Annotated in this window: 15 protein-coding genes; 7 read left to right on the top strand and 8 right to left on the bottom strand. The window is 58.5% G+C overall.

Annotated features, from left to right (window positions below; translation table 11 throughout):
- Window positions 1-31 precede the first annotated feature (31 nt).
- On the bottom strand, window positions 32-1,498 hold the full coding sequence (thiI, locus tag M0G74_RS11330) for a tRNA uracil 4-sulfurtransferase ThiI (RefSeq protein ID WP_248216965.1): 1,467 nt from the start codon (window positions 1,496-1,498) through the stop codon (window positions 32-34).
- Window positions 1,499-1,923: 425 nt separating this feature from the next.
- On the opposite strand from thiI, the gene glnA reads away from it, so the two are divergent.
- The 7 genes from glnA (at window position 1,924) to M0G74_RS11295 (ending at window position 9,364) form a co-directional block, all read left to right on the top strand.
- Window positions 1,924-3,330, top strand: coding sequence for a glutamate--ammonia ligase (gene glnA, locus M0G74_RS11325; protein WP_248216961.1), 1,407 nt, complete (start codon window positions 1,924-1,926; stop codon window positions 3,328-3,330).
- A 164-nt stretch (window positions 3,331-3,494) separates the two neighbouring features.
- Window positions 3,495-4,211: a DUF4124 domain-containing protein gene (locus M0G74_RS11320; protein ID WP_248216949.1), complete on the top strand. Its 717-nt coding sequence runs from the start codon at window positions 3,495-3,497 to the stop codon at window positions 4,209-4,211.
- Between the two features lie 325 nt (window positions 4,212-4,536).
- Window positions 4,537-5,619, top strand: a complete 1,083-nt coding sequence (gene glnL, locus M0G74_RS11315; RefSeq protein ID WP_248216943.1) for a nitrogen regulation protein NR(II) — start codon at window positions 4,537-4,539, stop codon at window positions 5,617-5,619.
- A 107-nt stretch (window positions 5,620-5,726) separates the two neighbouring features.
- Window positions 5,727-7,139, top strand: coding sequence for a nitrogen regulation protein NR(I) (gene glnG / locus M0G74_RS11310; RefSeq protein WP_248216940.1), 1,413 nt, complete (start codon window positions 5,727-5,729; stop codon window positions 7,137-7,139).
- A gap of 165 nt (window positions 7,140-7,304) precedes the next feature.
- Window positions 7,305-7,640, top strand: coding sequence for a zinc ribbon domain-containing protein YjdM (locus M0G74_RS11305; protein WP_160152050.1), 336 nt, complete (start codon window positions 7,305-7,307; stop codon window positions 7,638-7,640).
- Window positions 7,641-7,725: 85 nt separating this feature from the next.
- Entirely contained in the window at window positions 7,726-8,514 is a 789-nt protein-coding gene (locus M0G74_RS11300; RefSeq protein WP_248216937.1) for a hypothetical protein, read from the top strand.
- 34 nt (window positions 8,515-8,548) lie between these two features.
- On the top strand, window positions 8,549-9,364 hold the full coding sequence (locus tag M0G74_RS11295; protein WP_248216934.1) for a hypothetical protein: 816 nt from the start codon (window positions 8,549-8,551) through the stop codon (window positions 9,362-9,364).
- 26 nt (window positions 9,365-9,390) lie between these two features.
- Here M0G74_RS11295 and M0G74_RS11290 read toward each other — a convergent pair whose 3' ends face one another.
- The 7 genes from M0G74_RS11290 to M0G74_RS11260 form a co-directional block, all read right to left on the bottom strand.
- The gene (locus M0G74_RS11290) at window positions 9,391-9,930 is read right to left on the bottom strand and encodes a DUF3833 domain-containing protein (protein WP_248217663.1); all 540 of its coding nucleotides are present in this window, start codon (window positions 9,928-9,930) and stop codon (window positions 9,391-9,393) included.
- Window positions 9,931-10,100: 170 nt separating this feature from the next.
- Window positions 10,101-11,252 carry an AI-2E family transporter gene (locus M0G74_RS11285; protein WP_248216931.1) on the bottom strand — a complete coding sequence of 384 codons (1,152 nt, stop codon included), beginning with the start codon at window positions 11,250-11,252 and terminating at the stop codon, window positions 10,101-10,103.
- A gap of 114 nt (window positions 11,253-11,366) precedes the next feature.
- Window positions 11,367-12,098, bottom strand: a complete 732-nt coding sequence (locus M0G74_RS11280; protein WP_160152055.1) for a D-Ala-D-Ala carboxypeptidase family metallohydrolase — start codon at window positions 12,096-12,098, stop codon at window positions 11,367-11,369.
- Between the two features lie 28 nt (window positions 12,099-12,126).
- A complete protein-coding gene (locus tag M0G74_RS11275) occupies window positions 12,127-12,807 on the bottom strand; it encodes a DUF4381 family protein (protein WP_160152056.1) in 681 nt (226 codons plus the stop codon).
- Window positions 12,808-13,052: 245 nt separating this feature from the next.
- On the bottom strand, window positions 13,053-14,600 hold the full coding sequence (locus M0G74_RS11270; RefSeq protein WP_248216930.1) for a phosphoenolpyruvate carboxykinase: 1,548 nt from the start codon (window positions 14,598-14,600) through the stop codon (window positions 13,053-13,055).
- A 389-nt stretch (window positions 14,601-14,989) separates the two neighbouring features.
- On the bottom strand, window positions 14,990-15,868 hold the full coding sequence (gene hslO / locus M0G74_RS11265) for an Hsp33 family molecular chaperone HslO (RefSeq protein ID WP_248216928.1): 879 nt from the start codon (window positions 15,866-15,868) through the stop codon (window positions 14,990-14,992).
- A gap of 140 nt (window positions 15,869-16,008) precedes the next feature.
- Window positions 16,009-16,485 (bottom strand): DUF4124 domain-containing protein, encoded by a 477-nt coding sequence (locus tag M0G74_RS11260; protein WP_248216925.1) that lies wholly within the window; start codon window positions 16,483-16,485, stop codon window positions 16,009-16,011.
- Between the last annotated feature and the right edge of the window lie 33 nt (window positions 16,486-16,518).

Here is a 16,518-nt window from a genome sequence, read left to right as displayed (position 1 = left end):
GACGTGCGCTTGAACCTTGGCGCAGGGGCGTTTAGTGCTTGGGCTTTTCCGGGCGGAATACGCCGACGTTCCTGTAACCCTGGTCCAGCAGATGCGACGCGTGCAGCTGGCTCATGACGCCGCGGGCGCAGTACAGCAGATAGTGTTTATCTTTGTCCAGCTTCTGGAAGGCGGTGCTCAAGCGGTAGAAGGGAATGGTTTCCACTTCGGTGTTGTCCAGCTCCAGCGGATTGACTTCCTCTTCCGTGGGGTGGCGGATGTCGATGACGATGGCCTCGCCCGGCTCGGCAACAATATCCACCGGCGGAGTGTCTTCCCCCAGGTCCTGCATCACTTCGTCGATATTCTGGATCACCCGGTTGCCGATAGCGCGATCGAGTACGGTGAAGTCGAAGCGGGTTTCCTCGTGTACGACTTTTTCCATTTTCGCGCGGGTGGTGGGTTTTACCGAGATCACTCCGCAGTACTCCGGCATGTTCGCGGCAAAGTCTTCGGTGCCGATGGCGCGAGCGGTGCGGATGATGTCCGTTTTGTCCGAGGCAATCAGCGGGCGCAGTACCAGGGTGTCGGTCACGCTGTCGATCACCGCGAGGTTTTTCAGGGTCTGGCTGGAGACCTGGGCAATGGCTTCGCCGGTCACCACCGCATCCACTTCCAGCTCCTTGGCCATAGCGGATGCGGCACGCAACATCATGCGTTTCAGGGTTACGCCCATATAAGAGTCGTCCACCTGTTCGAGGATCTCTGCGACCACTTCGTCGAAGGGTACAGTGATGAACTTCACCCGGTGTGATGCGCCGTACTTGTTCCACAGGTAGAAGGCGACTTCTTTTACCCCCAATTCGTGCTGGCGGCCGCCCAGGTTGAAAAACAGGAAATGGGTGCGGATGCCGCGCTTCATGGTCAGGTAGCTGGCCACGGTGGAGTCAAAACCGCCGGACACCAGTGACAGAACCGGGTCCTGGGTTCCGAGTGGGAAACCACCGAGGCCCTGGTGCAGTTCTTCGATCACGTTCAGTTTGTCGTGGCGGACTTCCAGCTTCACGGTGATGTCGGGGTTTTTAAGTTTTACCCCGGCGGCGTCGCTGTTCTGGTTCAGGCCGCCACCCACGTACTGCTCCACATCCAGTGACTGGAAGTCGTGCTTGCCGGTGCGCTTTACCCGCACACAGAAGGTTTTGCCGGCCAGTTGCGGGCCCCATATGGCGAGGGTTTTCTGATAGATGTCGTCCAGGTCACCCAGCGGGAACTGTTGCACCCGGGCAAAGTTGGCAATACCGGGCGTCTGCGCCAAAACCTCTTCTATTCGCTCGGAAAGATGGGATACTGCGTCTGGCGCTACGACATCAATTTTTTCCCAGTCTTTACGCACCTGAATACGATCGTCTAACTGGCGCATCAATTTTCGCAGGTTGTCCGCAAGCTGGCGCGACATGCGCTTGCGCACCGGATTACTTTTGATGGTGATTTCTGGGAAGAATTTGACGACGAAGTGCATAGAAGGTGCCGGATACCGCGGTTAAGGGTGTTGGGTTGCTGGGTCTGGTCAATCGTGCTTCGTTTGACGAGAAGATTGCAAAGGTGGCGAATTATAAACTCGCTGCAGGCAATTTGCTTGCGAGCCAGGCGGCCCGCAACCAGGGGTAGCACCAAAATGGTGCCTTTTGTGACTGGTTGGCCCAATAATGGTGCAATATAAGGTTTGGGAGCACCATTTTTGGGACTATCGTGAGCCTGCACTGTCAGCAATGGAGCTGAATCAGGCCTCGCGTTTAGTTTTTTCCGCTACTGGCGGCCTGTTCCGCGCATCGGATTCAATTAGCGGCCAGTTTGCCCCAATTTGGCACACTCCTTGCTTTGTCTGTTGCCACAAGATAAAGCGAATTGGCGCGACACATAAATTTTCATTCTTGGAGGACTGCAATGTCAGCGAAAACGCTCGGACTCATCAAAGAGAGCGAAGCAAAATGGGTAGACCTGCGCTTCACCGATACCAAAGGTAAGGAACAACACGTTTCCATTCCGTCTAAGGAAGTTGGCAGCGAGTTCTTCGAAGAAGGCAAAATGTTCGATGGTTCTTCCATCGCTGGTTGGAAGGGCATCAACGAATCCGACATGATTCTGATGCCGGACGACGAAACTTCTTTCCTGGACCCCTTCACCGATGAAGCGACTGTCATCATTCGCTGTAACATCGTTGACCCGATCACCGGCCAGGGCTACGAGCGCGACCCGCGTTCCATCGCGCTGCGCGCCGAGGAATACCTGAAGTCCACCGGTCTGGGTGACACCGTGCTGATGGGTCCGGAGCCCGAGTTCTTCGTATTCGACGACATCACCTGGGGTGCCGAAATGGGCGGCGCCTTCTACAAAATCAATTCTGAAGAAGCGGCCTGGTCTTCCGGCGCCAGCTACACCGATGGCAACATGGGCCACCGTCCGGGCGTGAAAGGCGGCTACTTCCCGGTTCCGCCGGTCGATTCCCTGCACGACATCCGCGCCGCCATGTGTTCCGCGATGGAAGCCATGGGCCTGGAAATCGAAGTGCACCACCATGAAGTGGGTACTGCTGGCCAGTGTGAAATCGGCGTTGGTGCCAACACCCTGACCAAAAAAGCGGACGAAGTTCAGATCCTGAAGTACGCGGTACACAACGTAGCCCACGCTTACGGCAAAACGGCGACCTTCATGCCGAAGCCGCTGGTAGGTGACAACGGTTCCGGTATGCACGTGCACCACTCCTTCAGTAAAGACGGTGTAAACCAGTTCGCCGGTGACGCCTACGCTGGCCTGTCTGAAACTGCCCTGTTCTACATCGGCGGTATCATCAAGCACGCGCGCGCCCTGAATGCCATCTGTAACCCGTCCACCAACTCCTACAAGCGTCTGGTGCCGGGCTTCGAGGCGCCGGTAATCCTGGCCTACTCTGCGCGCAACCGCTCTGCGTCCATCCGCATCCCGTTCGTGGCGAGCCCGAAAGGCAAGCGCGTCGAGACCCGCTTCCCGGATCCGACCGCCAACCCGTACCTGGCCTTCGCAGCGCTGCTGATGGCTGGCCTCGACGGCGTGAAGAACAAGATCCACCCTGGCGACCCTGCAGACAAAGACCTGTACGACCTGCCGGCGGAAGAGCTGGCCGAGTACCCGACTGTTGCCTCCAGCCTGGAACAGGCCCTGGACGCACTGGATCAGGACCGCGCCTTCCTGACCGAAGGTGGCGTATTCACCGACGATGCCATCGACGCCTTCATCTCCCTGAAGCGCGAAGAAGTACAACGTGTCAACATGACCACTCACCCGGTTGAGTTTGAACTGTACTACTCCTGCTAAGTAGCAGGTATCATCAGCGTGCCGCCGCCGGATTTGTTCTGGTGAGAACGGTGCAAAGATGACGAGAAAGCCTACACCTTCACGGTGTGGGCTTTTTTTATGCCGGTCGGGCGTGTCGGAGTACACTAGCCTTAAATAAACGCGAGAAAGAGGCGGGAAAGCCCATGAACAAACGGATTTCGCTGTCAGCGCTCTGTTCACTGCTGTTGCTGCTGATCGCGCTGCCGCTGATGGCGCAGCAGGACACAGTCGCTGATTCCGACGATAAAAGCGCGAAACAGTCCTCCGGCAACAGCATCTACAAAATTGTCGGCCCGGACGGCAAGGTGACCTTCAGTGACAGCCCGCCGGCGGGCCAGAAGGCCGAGAAAATTCAGATAGGCCCCACCAATGTCCAGCCGGTAGCGCCGCCACTGCCCATGCCCACGCGCAAGCTGTCGCCGCGGGAGACCGAGGGCGGCGGCTATGATGAGGAAGACCGCAGGGAATACGAGCAGGAACCGGCCAATATCACCATCCTCAGCCCGGCCAATGGCGCCACCATCCCTCCCGGACAGCGTTTTATCGTGCTGCAGGTGGCGGTGAATCCAATGCCCAGGGATGGTTATCAGTTCTTTGCAGTGATCGATGGCCAGCGCTGGTCCGGTACTTCCTCCGGTAGCAGCCTGGATATTTCCGCACTGGAGCGCGGTACCCACACGGTGCAGGCCGTGTTGCTCAGCGCCAGCGGCCAGCCCCTGGCGCAGTCGCAGGCCATCCAGATCTTTGTAAAGCGCCCCGGAGGCCAGCTGCCGGACTTCCCCGCGGAACAGGCGCCACAGATGCCGCAAATGCCCCAGGCACCGGGCGTGGCCAAGCCACCGAAACCCCAGCCGCGCTGAGCCTGGCCTGCGTGGCCACCTGCTCGCCGGGGCCCAGCGCCCCGGCCGGCGCTTTCCCCATCGTCTCTTTTTCGCCGGTCCTGCTTCTACGTCTGCTCCAGCCCCTGCCCCAGAATTGACCCGGCGCCCTCTTGTGAACCCTAACTCTGGCTATTTTTTACTCTGCGCACCATAATGGTGCGCATGCCTGTGGCCTTCGCCGCCGCTGCCTGTGAAAACTTCGTAATTGCCCGGTTTTCTGCGCCATTTTGGTTTGCTTTTTGCACCGCCAATAGGCGAACCGGAGATGTGAACAGAATTGGAACGCTCAACCTCGGAAGCCTCAATGCTCAATGACCGCCAGTTACGCCTGCTGCTGGACAACCTGACGTCTGCTGTATTGGTACTGGATGAAAACCTGTCGCTCTGTTACCTGAATTCCGCGGCGGAAGATCTGGTGGCCGCGTCCAGTGCCCGCTCCATCGGCCTGCCGCTGGAGGAAGTGGTGCGCGAGTCTCGCTCCGCCGAGCAGGCGCTGCGCGGGGCCCTGGCCAGTGGCGAGAAGTACACCGTGCGCCGCGCACTGTGGTTCCTGCACAACCTGGAAGAATGCACCGTCGATTACTCGGTCACACCGCTGACAGAACTGGGACTGCTATTGCTGGAAGTGCAGTCCATGGACCGCCTGTTGCGTATCGCCCGCGAAGACGCATTGATTTCCGCCCAGGAAACCACACGCAACCTGGTGCGCGGTATGGCCCACGAGGTGAAAAATCCCCTGGGCGGTATTCGCGGTGCGGCACAGTTGCTGCAAAGAGAGTTGAAAGAGCTGGAGCAGCCCGAGGGAGAGGATCTGGCGGAATACACCCAGATCATCATCGAGGAGGCGGATCGCCTGCGCAATCTGGTGGACCGCATGCTGGGACCGCGCAAGCCGGTGAAATTACAATCGGTGAATGTACACACCATTACCGAGCGGGTGGCACAGCTGATCGAGGCCGAGTGCGACGGCGCGCTGGTGATCAAGCGCGATTACGACCCCTCGATTCCGGATATTCCCGCCGACAGCGAGCAGCTGATTCAGGCCGTGCTGAATATTGCCCGCAATGCCATGCAGGCCATTGAGGAGAATATCGGCCTTGCCGAAGGCGACCTGACCATCCGCACCCGGGTCCAGCGTCAGTTCACCATCGGTCGCCGTCACTGCGCACTGGTGTGCCGTATCGATATTGTCGACAACGGCCCGGGAATTCCGGAAGAGATTCGCGAACGAATTTTTTACCCGATGATTTCCGGGCGCGCCGAGGGTTCGGGACTGGGGCTGTCCATTTCCCAGCACATCATCAATCAGCACCGCGGGCTGATTAAGTGTGAAAGTGAACCCGGGCAGACGGAATTTCAGATTTATTTGCCACTGGCAACGGATTAAAAAGTTGCACCATTGGGACGGTCAACGACAGGAAGCCAAGGCAGGGAAGAGAACCAAGACTATTCAACAAAACTATTAAAAAGTAATCGCAGAGCCGGACAATTATTATGAACAATCGCGTTTGGATCATTGATGACGACCGCTCCATCCGCTGGGTGCTGGAGCGTGCACTTTCCCGCGCCGGGATAGATACCACCTGCTACGAAAATGGCGATCGCGCCCTCGACGATTTCTACAGCGAATCACCGGATGTGGTGATCAGCGATATCCGCATGCCGGGTTCCGACGGCTTCAAGCTGTTGCAGCGCTTTCAGGCGGAACGCCCGGCACTGCCGATCATCATCATGACCGCGCACTCGGACCTCGACAGTGCGGTAGCGGCCTACCAGGGCGGTGCATTTGAATATCTGCCAAAACCCTTTGATGTGGACGAGGCGGTAGCGGTTACCCGCCGCGCCCTGGCCCATGCCAATGAGCAGCAGCCGGAAGAGCCGGTGGTGATTGAGAACGGCACTGGCAATAAGGAAATTATCGGTGAAGCGCCGGCGATGCAGGAAGTTTTCCGCGCGATCGGCCGCCTCTCCCACTCCAATATCACCGTGCTGATCAATGGTGAATCCGGTACCGGTAAGGAACTGGTGGCCCAGGCGCTACACAACCACAGCCCGCGCAAAAACCAGCCGTTTATCGCCCTGAATATGGCGGCGATTCCCAAGGACCTGATGGAGTCGGAGCTGTTCGGCCACGAGAAAGGGGCTTTCACTGGTGCCAGCAGCCAGCGCGCCGGCCGCTTTGAACAGGCCAATGGTGGCACCCTGTTTCTGGATGAAATTGGGGATATGCCCGCAGAGACGCAGACCCGTCTGCTGAGGGTGCTGGCAGACGGGGAGTTTTATCGGGTCGGTGGCCACACCCCGGTAAAAGTCGACGTGCGCATCATCGCCGCAACACATCAAGACCTGGAACGCCTGGTCGAAGAACACAAATTCCGCGAAGACCTTTTCCACCGCCTCAACGTAATCCGCATTCACATCCCCCGCCTCGCCGATCGCCGCGAAGACATCCCCCGTCTGGTGCGCCACTTCTTCAACAGTGCCGCCAAGGATCTCGGGGTCGAACCAAAAATCCTGCTGAAAGAATCCGAGGAATACCTCTCCGGCCTCGACTGGCCCGGCAACGTGCGCCAGCTGGAAAATACCTGTCGCTGGATCACGGTCATGGGCTCGGGGCGTGAAGTGCATATCGACGACCTGCCGCCGGAACTGCACCAGCAGAGCGCGACCAGCGAAGTACCCCAGGACTGGCAGCGGGCCCTGCGCCTGTGGGCAGACCAGGCGCTGGCCACTGGCCAGCGGGAAATCCTCAGTGAAGCGGTACCCGCCTTCGAGCGCGCCCTCATCGAAATTGCGCTCAAGCACACCGCCGGCCGCAAACGCGATGCCGCCGAATTGCTGGGCTGGGGGCGCAATACCCTGACCCGCAAACTCAAGGAACTGGGGATGAATGGTGGCGAGGATTGATTCCCGTCGTCACGGATTGTTGAAAACGGGCACCTTCGGGTGCCCGTTTTCGTTATAGTGCGCGCGTATTCGATAACTGGCACGCCGGCGTGGTGTTCGCTTCTGCTTTACTGCCAGTATTCCCCGTAACAACCAATATCTGTGACCGTTATCCGAGAAAGTCCCATGAGTGAACTTCCAAATTGCCCCAAGTGCCAGTCCGCCTACACCTATGAAGACCGCGATCTGTTCGTATGTCCCGAGTGCGGCAACGAATGGACCGCTGGAGAGTCGGCAGAAGACGAGGGCCTGAACATCAAGGATGCCAATGGCAACCCGCTGGCCGACGGCGATACGGTGACGGTGATCAAGGACCTGAAAGTCAAAGGCTCCTCGCTGGTGGTGAAGGTCGGTACCAAGGTCAAGAATATTCGCCTGGTGGAAGGCGATCACGACATCGACTGCAAGATCGACGGCATCGGTCCGATGAAATTGAAGTCGGAATTTGTAAAGAAAGCCTGATTGTGCCGCGCTCGAGAGGCGGAAGTTGCGTCAATGATCCAGACTGGAAGGTGATTTTCGTTTTCGCAGCAAGATTCGAGCGCGGATGTTCAAGATCTTTAATGGCATTTCCCTACTGGGTGTTTACCTGAGCGCGATCCTGTTGGTGCTGCTGGCGCTGGCATTTGGTTATCTCATTGGTCGATACATGCGGCGCCACCACAGCAGGGGTGATGATGCCTCTCTGGGCAGTGCGGTAGCGGCCACCCTCGGGCTGCTGGCGTTTATGCTCGCGTTAACCTTCAATATGACCGCCGAGCGCTTCGCACATCGCAAAGCGCTGCTGTTAGAGGAGGTGAACGCGATAGGTACCACTTTCTTACGCGCGGACTTTTTGCAGGAAAAAGCCCGGCAGCAGGCGCATGCATTGTTGGTCGAGTATGCGACATTGCGCAGTCACGATCCGGCCACGATTACCGCTGAAGACTTCCGGGTGGCTATAGCGCGCAGTGATGAGATCCACAGTGCGCTGTGGCAACTGGTCGAGCAGGGGTTGCAGGATAATGACAGTGAGCTGCGTCTCAAGGCGTTTTACGAGCCATTGAACCAGGTCATAGACCTGCACACCATGCGGCTTCAGGTCGGTGCCGAGTACCAAATTCCCACGCCAATCTGGATGGCGCTCTATACGATCACTGCCCTCGCGGTATTTGGTATTGGTGTGCAGCTGGGCCTCAATGCCAGGGGCTCGATTCCGGTGGCCTTGAGTATGTCGCTGGCATTTGCACTGGTGATTCTGATGATCGCGGATTTGGATCGCGCCAATGAAGGACTGCTGCTGGTGGACCAGGGACCCATGCAGGCACTGGCAGAGAAACTGCGCGTCTCAGATTAGGTGAGGGTGTCGAGAAACGGGCCAGGGGCGGCTGATGTTTGCAGACGATTTTTTCCACTCCATTCCACTGGCAGCGGTGTATTTTTTTACCGTGATCATGGTGATTGCCACCATGGGTTTTGGCCTGCTGCTGGGGCGTCGTTATATGCGTCTGCTGGGCTCGGAAAAGGAGCCTTCCATTGGCAGTGCGGTAACCGCAACTCTGGGGTTATTGGCCTTTCTACTGGCGTTTACGTTCAACATGACCGCGGCGCGCTACGACAAGCGCAAGGCTCTCCTGTTGGATGAGGTTAATGCCATTCACACCGCCTACCTGCACGCGGACTTTCTCGAACCTGCAGCGGCGCGCAAAGCGCAGCTTTTGCTGCTGGATTATGCGGAGCTGCGTTTTTTCCATCCACGCAAAGATGAAATTACCCCGGAGGGGCTGGCCAAGAGTGTCGCCATCCAGGATCAGTTGTGGGCGATGGTGCAGCAGCATGTGGTCCAGGGCTACGAGCCGGGCTACCTGCGCCAGTTTGTGGAGCCGGTGACCGCGATCATCAACTCACACAATTCGCGCATTGTGATCGGGCTGGAATACCGGATTCCCGGACCCATCTGGATAGCGCTGTATTTTCTTACCGGCCTGGCGATGCTGGCGATCGGGTTTCAGTTCGGGGTGAGCAAGGGCGGTTCGGGGCAGCTGGCGGTTACCCTGGGGCTGACGTTTGCCACGGTGATTTTGTTGATTGCGGACCTGGATAGGGCCACGGAGGGGGTGATTATTGTGGACCAGACGCCAATGGCGGAAATGAACCTGATCCTCGAGGAGGCTGAGCGACAAAAAATACGCTCGCCAGCGCCGTGATGCTCTGTATTACTTGATGGCCTGGCTTACTTGATGATGGTGAGCTGAATTTCACCCACATTAAATCCCCATTTGGTCAATTTTGATTCTGCCAGCAGAATATTCGGCGCGATCAGAAACATCTGGTCATCCACGTCCACATTTATGGTCCGGCCTTTGTATGGAACTTCCAGTACATATCGCATGAACACGGCATTGCCGGCCACCGACAGGGTCGAGTTGCCAACCACATCGCCTGCCGTGGCGACATACTGACGGGGCGAAATATCCTTCTGTGAGGCGGGTACCAGCTGCCAGTTTCGATACTGGATTTCTCCGTCGTCGAACTCGAATTTTTCGCGCAATAACCCACGTCCATCTTCCCAGCTTCCGTCCAGTTCCGCGATGAACTTTCTTGTGACCTTGCCGCTGCGGTCTTTCACCACGCCATAGGCCTTCATCGGGCCAGAGAAAAATTCTTCCGCCACGAACCTTGGTGATTTGTCCGCATAATCTTCGATGCTGGGGCCGCTGCAACCAGTACAGATGACTGCGGTTACTAGTAAGAAGGAGAAAAGCTTGTTCATGGCCACGACCCTCGAACCTGTAGGAGCACTGAGCAATATTCTACGGAGGCAGCGCGCTATCGGATGAGTCAGGGGAAGAATTAGTTGTGGATTGATTGAGATGAAATGGCCCGCCGTGAAGGCGGGCCAGGGAGGCCAATGAAAGAAATGTTGCCAGAAAGCCGGGGTTGTCAGTTGCTGCTGGATGTCGGCGCCTTGGGGCCTTTCATACGTTCCGGAGCTTCCAGGCCCTCCAACTCATCGAGCGGCGATTCCTGCGGTGGTGGGATCAATGGTTCTCCCTCGGCGATAAACTCGCGCATAAAAATTTCCCAGAATGCCATAAACAGCGCGGCCAGCAGTGGCCCTATGGCAAATCCGCTGATGCCGAACATCAGCAAACCGCCGACAGTGGAAAACAGCACGATATAGTCCGGGAGTTTGGTATCCCGGCCGACCAGGATCGGGCGCAGGATATTGTCCACCAGACTGATCACCGCCACACCGTAAATCATCAGCACCGTGGCCTTTACCGAGTCCCCGGTGGCGTAGAGGTAGAGACCCGCGGGAAACCAGATAATCGCCGCGCCCACTGCGGGCAGCAGTGACAGTACCGTCATCACCACACCCCACAGCAGCGGCGCGGGCAATCCCAGTACCCAGAAAATCAAACCGCCCAGGGTGCCCTGGGTAACGGCGACTACCAGGTTTCCCTTGATGGTGGCGCGGGTGACTTCGGCGAACTTTGCCAGTAACAGCTTTTCGCGCTCGTCACCCAGAGGCAGGGCGCGGATCAACAGTGCCACCAGCGCGTTGCCATCGCGGATCAGGAAGAAGGTCAGGTACAGCATCAGGCCGAGGCTGACAAAAAAGTTCAGGGTGTTCTGGCCCAGCGCCAGGGCATTTTTGGCGATCAGACTGCCGGCGGTCATCAGGCCGCCCAGCAGGCGCTCCTTCAGGCCGTCGAAGTCCATCCCGATACGCTCAAGTGCGGCGTTAATCCCGGGGAAAGCGGCGCGCACCTGTTCTACCTTGGCGCCCAGGTTGATCTCACCGGACTGCACTTTTTGATACAGGTTCGCCACTTCGCTGATAAAGGAGCTGGCCACCAGCAAAACCGGAATCACCACCACGACGATGCACAGTACCAGGGTCAGTAGCGCGGTAAGATTGCGCCACTTGGGAAAGCGGTTCAGCAGGTAGCGGTACAGCGGATGGAATATCAGCGCGACGGCGCAGGCCCAGAAGATGGCGGTAAAGAAGGGTTGTAGCAACAGGCCGAAGGCCACAGTGACCAGCAGCAGAGTAAAAATAAACGAGCGTCTTTCCAGTCTTTCCTGCACCGGGAACATCCTTGCTAGCTTTTATGGGTTTTATACGGGTGGGAATTTTATTCGGGTTTAACCGAAATTTTTGCCCGTATCAGGTGCAGCTAATGTACCCAGATAGACCGGTGGTTACCAGCGCCGGAAACCGCAGGTATCTATGTGGAAACGCACCCCGCTGTAGATGCCGAGACCGATATTGCGCTTGCGCCCGTAACGCTGGTGGATTTTGCGCAATTTGGGCAGCAGCTCGCCGCGGGTGAAGTCCGCTTCTGGAATCAGGTCCACACCGCAAAAGTGAAGGTGTTTACTGGAGCGGGCACCGCCAGCTTTGGCGTTGTAGCCCGGGGTGCGCCAGCCGGAGAGTACGGTTACCTGGCCCAGCTCGGGAATGATGTGATCGCGTATTACCCGCAGGGTTGCGACCATGGTTTTCCAGTCTTTCCGGGGAGGGATCGCAAACGGCTGTTCGCCGATTTCCTGCCAGTCGGTGCCCTGGCGCATCAATTCAAAAATCGGGACCACATCGCCGACATTGTTGACCTCCAGGAACTGCTTGAGCTCGTCGAATTGCTCGCGGTTGTTGCCGCTATCGAGGAACTTGTCAAAAGCGCTGGAAGAGGCGGCGGAGTAGCCCTTGATCTTGAAAATCAGCGGCAGGTCCGGGGCCTTGGGCAGGGGCGGCGGCTCCGGAATAAATTCCACCGGGCTGACCACGCGCTCGGCCAGCTCGCGGGTTTTTTCCACCGTCAGCACCACCAGCGCAAGGAGGCTGATCAGCACCAGGGCGACGATCCAGATAACGCGGCGGCGCTCAATATGGATGTCGATAAACTCGTGATCCGGGGTCTCTTTGATATCCATCGCTGACTACTGCCTGACTGCTTGCTGTTTACCAGCGGCGAAAACCACAGGTATCGACGTGAAACCGCACACCGCTGTAGATCCCGAGCCCCATATGGCTGTCGGGGCCGAGGCGCGCATGCAGGTTGCGCAATTCCTCCACCAGCTCCTTGCGGCTGATATTGGATCTCGGTACCAGGTCCACACCGCAAAAGGTCTTGTGCTTGCTTTTGCTGGATCCCCCGGCCTTGCGGTTGTACTGGTCGGTGCGGAAGGCGGACACAATATCCACCGGGCCAATGGTTGGTTCCAGTTCATCGCGGATCAGCTTCAGGGTGGGCACCATGTTGGCCCACACAGCCTGCGGTGGAATGGCAAAGGGCGGCTCCTTGAGATCCAGCCAGTCTGAGCCTTGCCGCAGCAGGTTTTCCGGCTCGGTGGTGCCCGCTACCCCGGCTTCCTTGAGAAAGCGCGCCAGCTGTCCGAACTCGCGCCGGTGATTGCCCTGGCGCAGAAACTGGTTGAGGCTGGCATGCGTGGCCACGCGGTAGCCCTTGAGTTCGTAGTAGGGCTTTTCTGCCGCTTTGTACTGCAGGTAGAGCCACAGCCCCAGCAGCAGCAACAGCAATAGCAGCACCACGCCCACCAGCACCCACCAGTTGGCCTGCTGATTCGGGGGCAGGTGATTGAAGTGGCGCTTCGCCTTGGAAATGGGGTTGCCCGCCGGCATGCCTGCAGCCTGGTTACCTGGGTTGGTTTACTGAATTCCGCGTTCCGTTTTCCCCGGGTATCGCTGGTCACTTCAGGGGGAAAACAGGCACTCTAATGACTATAGCTGTCTGGTGTCAGCTGGCTGGTATCGGCTGGCTGGTTTCGGCGCGCTTGGGTCAGGGTATGGCGGGCATAAAAAAGGCGGCCCGGGTAGGCCGCCTTTTCGTTCTCGGTTCGAGCTTCTTGCTGAAAGCAAGAAATCCGTCAGGCCTGGGGGCCTGCGGCTTTGATCTCGTCAGAGACAGAGAACTTCTCGATGTTTTCCGCGAACAGGCCTGCGAGCTTTTTCGCCGCTGCATCGTAAGCGCTGGCGTCGGCCCAGGCGTTGCGTGGGTTCAGGCAGGACTTGTCCACACCTTCGACCGCTACCGGGATGTCCAGGTTCATGGCTTCCAGGTGTTCGGTCTCGGCGCTTTCCAAAGCACCACTCTGGATCGCCGCGATCACCGCGCGGGTCACCGGGATCGGGAAACGCTTGCCCTGCTCGCCAGAACCACCGGTCCAGCCGGTGTTGACCAGGTACACCTTCGAGTCGAAGTCCTCGATGCGCTTCATCAGCAGGTCGGCGTATTCGCGCGGGGCGCGCGGCATGAAGGGCGCACCGAAGCAGGTGGAGAAGGTCGGGTGAATACCCGCTTCTGCGCCCAGCTCGGTAGAACCCACGCGGGCGGTGTAACCGGACAGGAAGTGGTAAGCCGCGGCTTCCTTGGACAGGATGGAAACCGGAGGCAGTACACCGGTAACGTCGCAGGTCAGGAAGATCACGTTCTTCGGCTCGCCGGCACGGTTCTCCAGCTGGCGCATTTCCACGTGCTCCAGCGGGTAGGAGCAGCGGCCGTTCTCGGTCAGGCTGGTGTCGTCGTAGTCCGGCTTGCCGGCGTCGTCGGTGACCACGTTCTCGACGATGGCACCAAAGCGAATGGCGTCCCAGATCACCGGCTCGTTCTTCTGGCTCAGGTTGATGGTCTTGGCGTAGCAGCCGCCTTCCATATTGAACACGCCGCCCTTGGCCCAGCCGTGCTCGTCGTCGCCGATCAGGTAGCGCGCCGGGTCGGCAGACAGGGTGGTCTTGCCGGTGCCGGACAGGCCGAAGAACAGGCACACATCGCCGTCTTTACCCACGTTGGCCGCGCAGTGCATCGGCATCACGTCTTTTTCCGGCAGCAGGAAGTTCTGCACGGAGAACATGGCTTTCTTCATCTCACCGGCGTAGCGCATGCCCGCCAGCAGCACCTTGCGCTGGGCGAAGTTGATGATCACGCAGCCTTCGGAGTTGGTGCCGTCACGGGACGGATCGCACTCAAAGTTGGCGGCGTGCAGGATGCGCCACTCTTCCTTGCCTTTCGGGTTGTACTTTTCGGCGCGGATAAACATGTTGCGGCCGAACAGGTTGTGCCAGGCGGTCTGGGTGGTGACTTTCACCGGGATATAGTGGTCTTCGTCCTGGCCCACGTGCAGCTGCTGTACAAAGCTGTCGTGACTGGCGACGAAGTCTTCAACGCGGCTCCAGAGGGCGTCGAACTTGTCGGCAGGGAAAGGACGGTTCACGCCGCCCCACTCGATGCTGTCGGCGGTGGAGGGCTCTTCAACCACAAAACGGTCTGCGGGAGAGCGGCCGGTGCGGGCGCCGGTCACGGCCAAGAGAGCACCGGTATGGGTGAGGTGACCTTCACCGCGCTTCAGTGCCTGCTCTACCAGTTGAGCGGGCGCCAGGTTGGACAATACCTGCACCGTGTCGTCTTGCTGTGCCATTCGTTTATTACCCGTGAAAGTTGTATCAGTGAAATAAATAGTAGGGGGTGCCACCCGATACTGCGAACGAATGCCGCGACTCGGGCGGGCTGGCGCGCGCATTATGGCAAACTTCAATTTGCGATCACAGAAAAACTGAATAAATTTTGATCTAAGACAGCGTTGTCAGGATGGTTTTTAGAAAGTTTTTTGCATTTTTTTATTCAAAATGATGATGTAGTTTTTTTACTTCATAATTTTGGGAAATATTGGCTGTTCTGTAGTTTTTACTACAGTCAGTTTTGAGCGGTGGGAATGCGCCGACGGCAGCGGGCGGAGACAAAAAAGCGCGCCCGGGGGCGCGCTTTGCTGAATGGGTATTCACGATGGCAACCCATCGATGGATGCATTCAGTGAAGAGTGTGCGGCGGGGCGTTGAACAGGTCTTCGATCTTGTCGCGATTGAAGCGGTAGGTGCGGTTGCAGAACTGGCAATCCGCGGTGATTTCACCGCCCTGCTCCTCCAGCAACTGGTAAACGTCTTCCGGGCCCATGGCGATCAGCGCGCGGGCGCTGCGCTCGGGGGAGCAGCTGCACTTGAAGCGGATATTGGCGGTGCCCAGGCTCGCCGGCTCCAGCTGGTGGAACAGACGCACCAGCAGCTCGTCGTGGGGCAGGCTGTGCAGCTCCTCGGCGGTGACGGTGGAAGCCAGGTGTACCCCGGTTTCCCAGGCATCTTCGTTTTCCTCCGGGCTGGCGGCGTTGTTGCCCGGTAGTACCTGCAGCATGATACCGCCCACGGTATCCGGGCTGGATTCGATCCAGAAGCGGGTTTGCAGCTGCTCGGACTGGGTAAAGTAATCTTCCAGGCATTCCGCCAGGGTGTCTTTCTCCAGCGGCACTATGCCCTGGTAGCGCTCGCCCTCCTGCGGGTCCACGGTAATCACCAGTGCGCCGCGGTTGCCCACCAGCTCGCGCAGGGTGGCGCCCTCCTTGATCTCGGCCCCTTCCGCGACCCGCGCCAGGCCACGCACATCGCTGTGGTGGGTGCACTCCGCCACCAGCAAGGGCACATCGCCCTCACCGCGGGCCTGCAGCATCAGGATGCCTTCAAATTTGAGGGTGGTGGAAAGCAGGCAGGCGGCGGCGAGAAATTCACCCAGCAGACGCTGAACCGGCATTGGCAACTGGTTGTGCTCGAGTACTTCCCGATAGGCATCGGTGAGAGTGACCAATTGGCCGCGGACATCGTGCTTGGAAAAGATAAAGCGTTCCAACTGATCCGACATAGCAAAGCGCCTCGCTGAAATTTGAGGGTGGCGATTTTAGGGCTTGTGGACGCTAAATTCGATGCCCGCGAGGCTGTTTATGATAGGCGCTGCGGCTGGGAGATGGTTGTGGCCTGTGACTGTCGAGTGTTGGTGTTGTTTCAGCCGCAGTGTTGGCGAACCCGATCTTCCAGCTTCTTGGCTTCTATCTGCCGCTGGCGCTCGCTGATGGTTGAGCGCTCGCCGTTTTCATCCACGAAATAGACCGGGCCCTTGAGGATTTGCAGCTGTCGGCGGGCCCGGGCGCAGGCCTGCTGTTGCTGGCGCCAGGCTTCTGCCTGTTGCGATTGGGTGCGCTGGGCGTATTCGCGCTCGATATCCTCGGCGCGTTTGGGGTCGGGATAGTCTTCCCGGCGGGTGGGGGTGGCGCCGTTGACCGGCTTCAGCTTGCCGTCCAGGGATTCCACCTTGGCTTCAAGCGGTGGCCGGTCGCCAAAGTGCACCTTGCCGTCTGCGTCGACCCAGCGGTAGAGCCCGTCGGCGCTGGCAGTGCCGGCGCTGAAGACCAGCACGAACCCCGCCAGCAACCGGGCGAGCAACAGGAAGGTAAAGCGTGTCGTGGATATCGCGGCAGCCATTCCCTGTCTCCCGTTGAGCTATCTAGAGGGCGA

Origin of the sequence: Microbulbifer sp. CAU 1566 (genome assembly GCF_023156515.1) — a bacterium.
GTDB lineage: Bacteria > Pseudomonadota > Gammaproteobacteria > Pseudomonadales > Cellvibrionaceae > Microbulbifer.
The sequence above is the reverse complement of the archived record's forward strand: the minus strand, read 5'-3'. Positions and strand labels throughout refer to the sequence as shown.

What these genes read in the sequence shown, in the direction of transcription:
- thiI (WP_248216965.1), bottom strand. Translation starts at nt 1,498, where the DNA reads ATGCACTTCGTCGTCAAATTCTTCCCAGAAATCACCATCAAAAGTAAT.
- glnA (WP_248216961.1), top strand. Translation starts at nt 1,924, where the DNA reads ATGTCAGCGAAAACGCTCGGACTCATCAAAGAGAGCGAAGCAAAATGG.
- M0G74_RS11320 (WP_248216949.1), top strand. Translation starts at nt 3,495, where the DNA reads ATGAACAAACGGATTTCGCTGTCAGCGCTCTGTTCACTGCTGTTGCTG.
- glnL (WP_248216943.1), top strand. Translation starts at nt 4,537, where the DNA reads ATGCTCAATGACCGCCAGTTACGCCTGCTGCTGGACAACCTGACGTCT.
- glnG (WP_248216940.1), top strand. Translation starts at nt 5,727, where the DNA reads ATGAACAATCGCGTTTGGATCATTGATGACGACCGCTCCATCCGCTGG.
- M0G74_RS11305 (WP_160152050.1), top strand. Translation starts at nt 7,305, where the DNA reads ATGAGTGAACTTCCAAATTGCCCCAAGTGCCAGTCCGCCTACACCTAT.
- M0G74_RS11300 (WP_248216937.1), top strand. Translation starts at nt 7,726, where the DNA reads ATGTTCAAGATCTTTAATGGCATTTCCCTACTGGGTGTTTACCTGAGC.
- M0G74_RS11295 (WP_248216934.1), top strand. Translation starts at nt 8,549, where the DNA reads ATGTTTGCAGACGATTTTTTCCACTCCATTCCACTGGCAGCGGTGTAT.
- M0G74_RS11290 (WP_248217663.1), bottom strand. Translation starts at nt 9,930, where the DNA reads ATGAACAAGCTTTTCTCCTTCTTACTAGTAACCGCAGTCATCTGTACT.
- M0G74_RS11280 (WP_160152055.1), bottom strand. Translation starts at nt 12,098, where the DNA reads ATGGATATCAAAGAGACCCCGGATCACGAGTTTATCGACATCCATATT.
- M0G74_RS11275 (WP_160152056.1), bottom strand. Translation starts at nt 12,807, where the DNA reads ATGCCGGCGGGCAACCCCATTTCCAAGGCGAAGCGCCACTTCAATCAC.
- M0G74_RS11270 (WP_248216930.1), bottom strand. Translation starts at nt 14,600, where the DNA reads ATGGCACAGCAAGACGACACGGTGCAGGTATTGTCCAACCTGGCGCCC.
- hslO (WP_248216928.1), bottom strand. Translation starts at nt 15,868, where the DNA reads ATGTCGGATCAGTTGGAACGCTTTATCTTTTCCAAGCACGATGTCCGC.
- M0G74_RS11260 (WP_248216925.1), bottom strand. Translation starts at nt 16,485, where the DNA reads ATGGCTGCCGCGATATCCACGACACGCTTTACCTTCCTGTTGCTCGCC.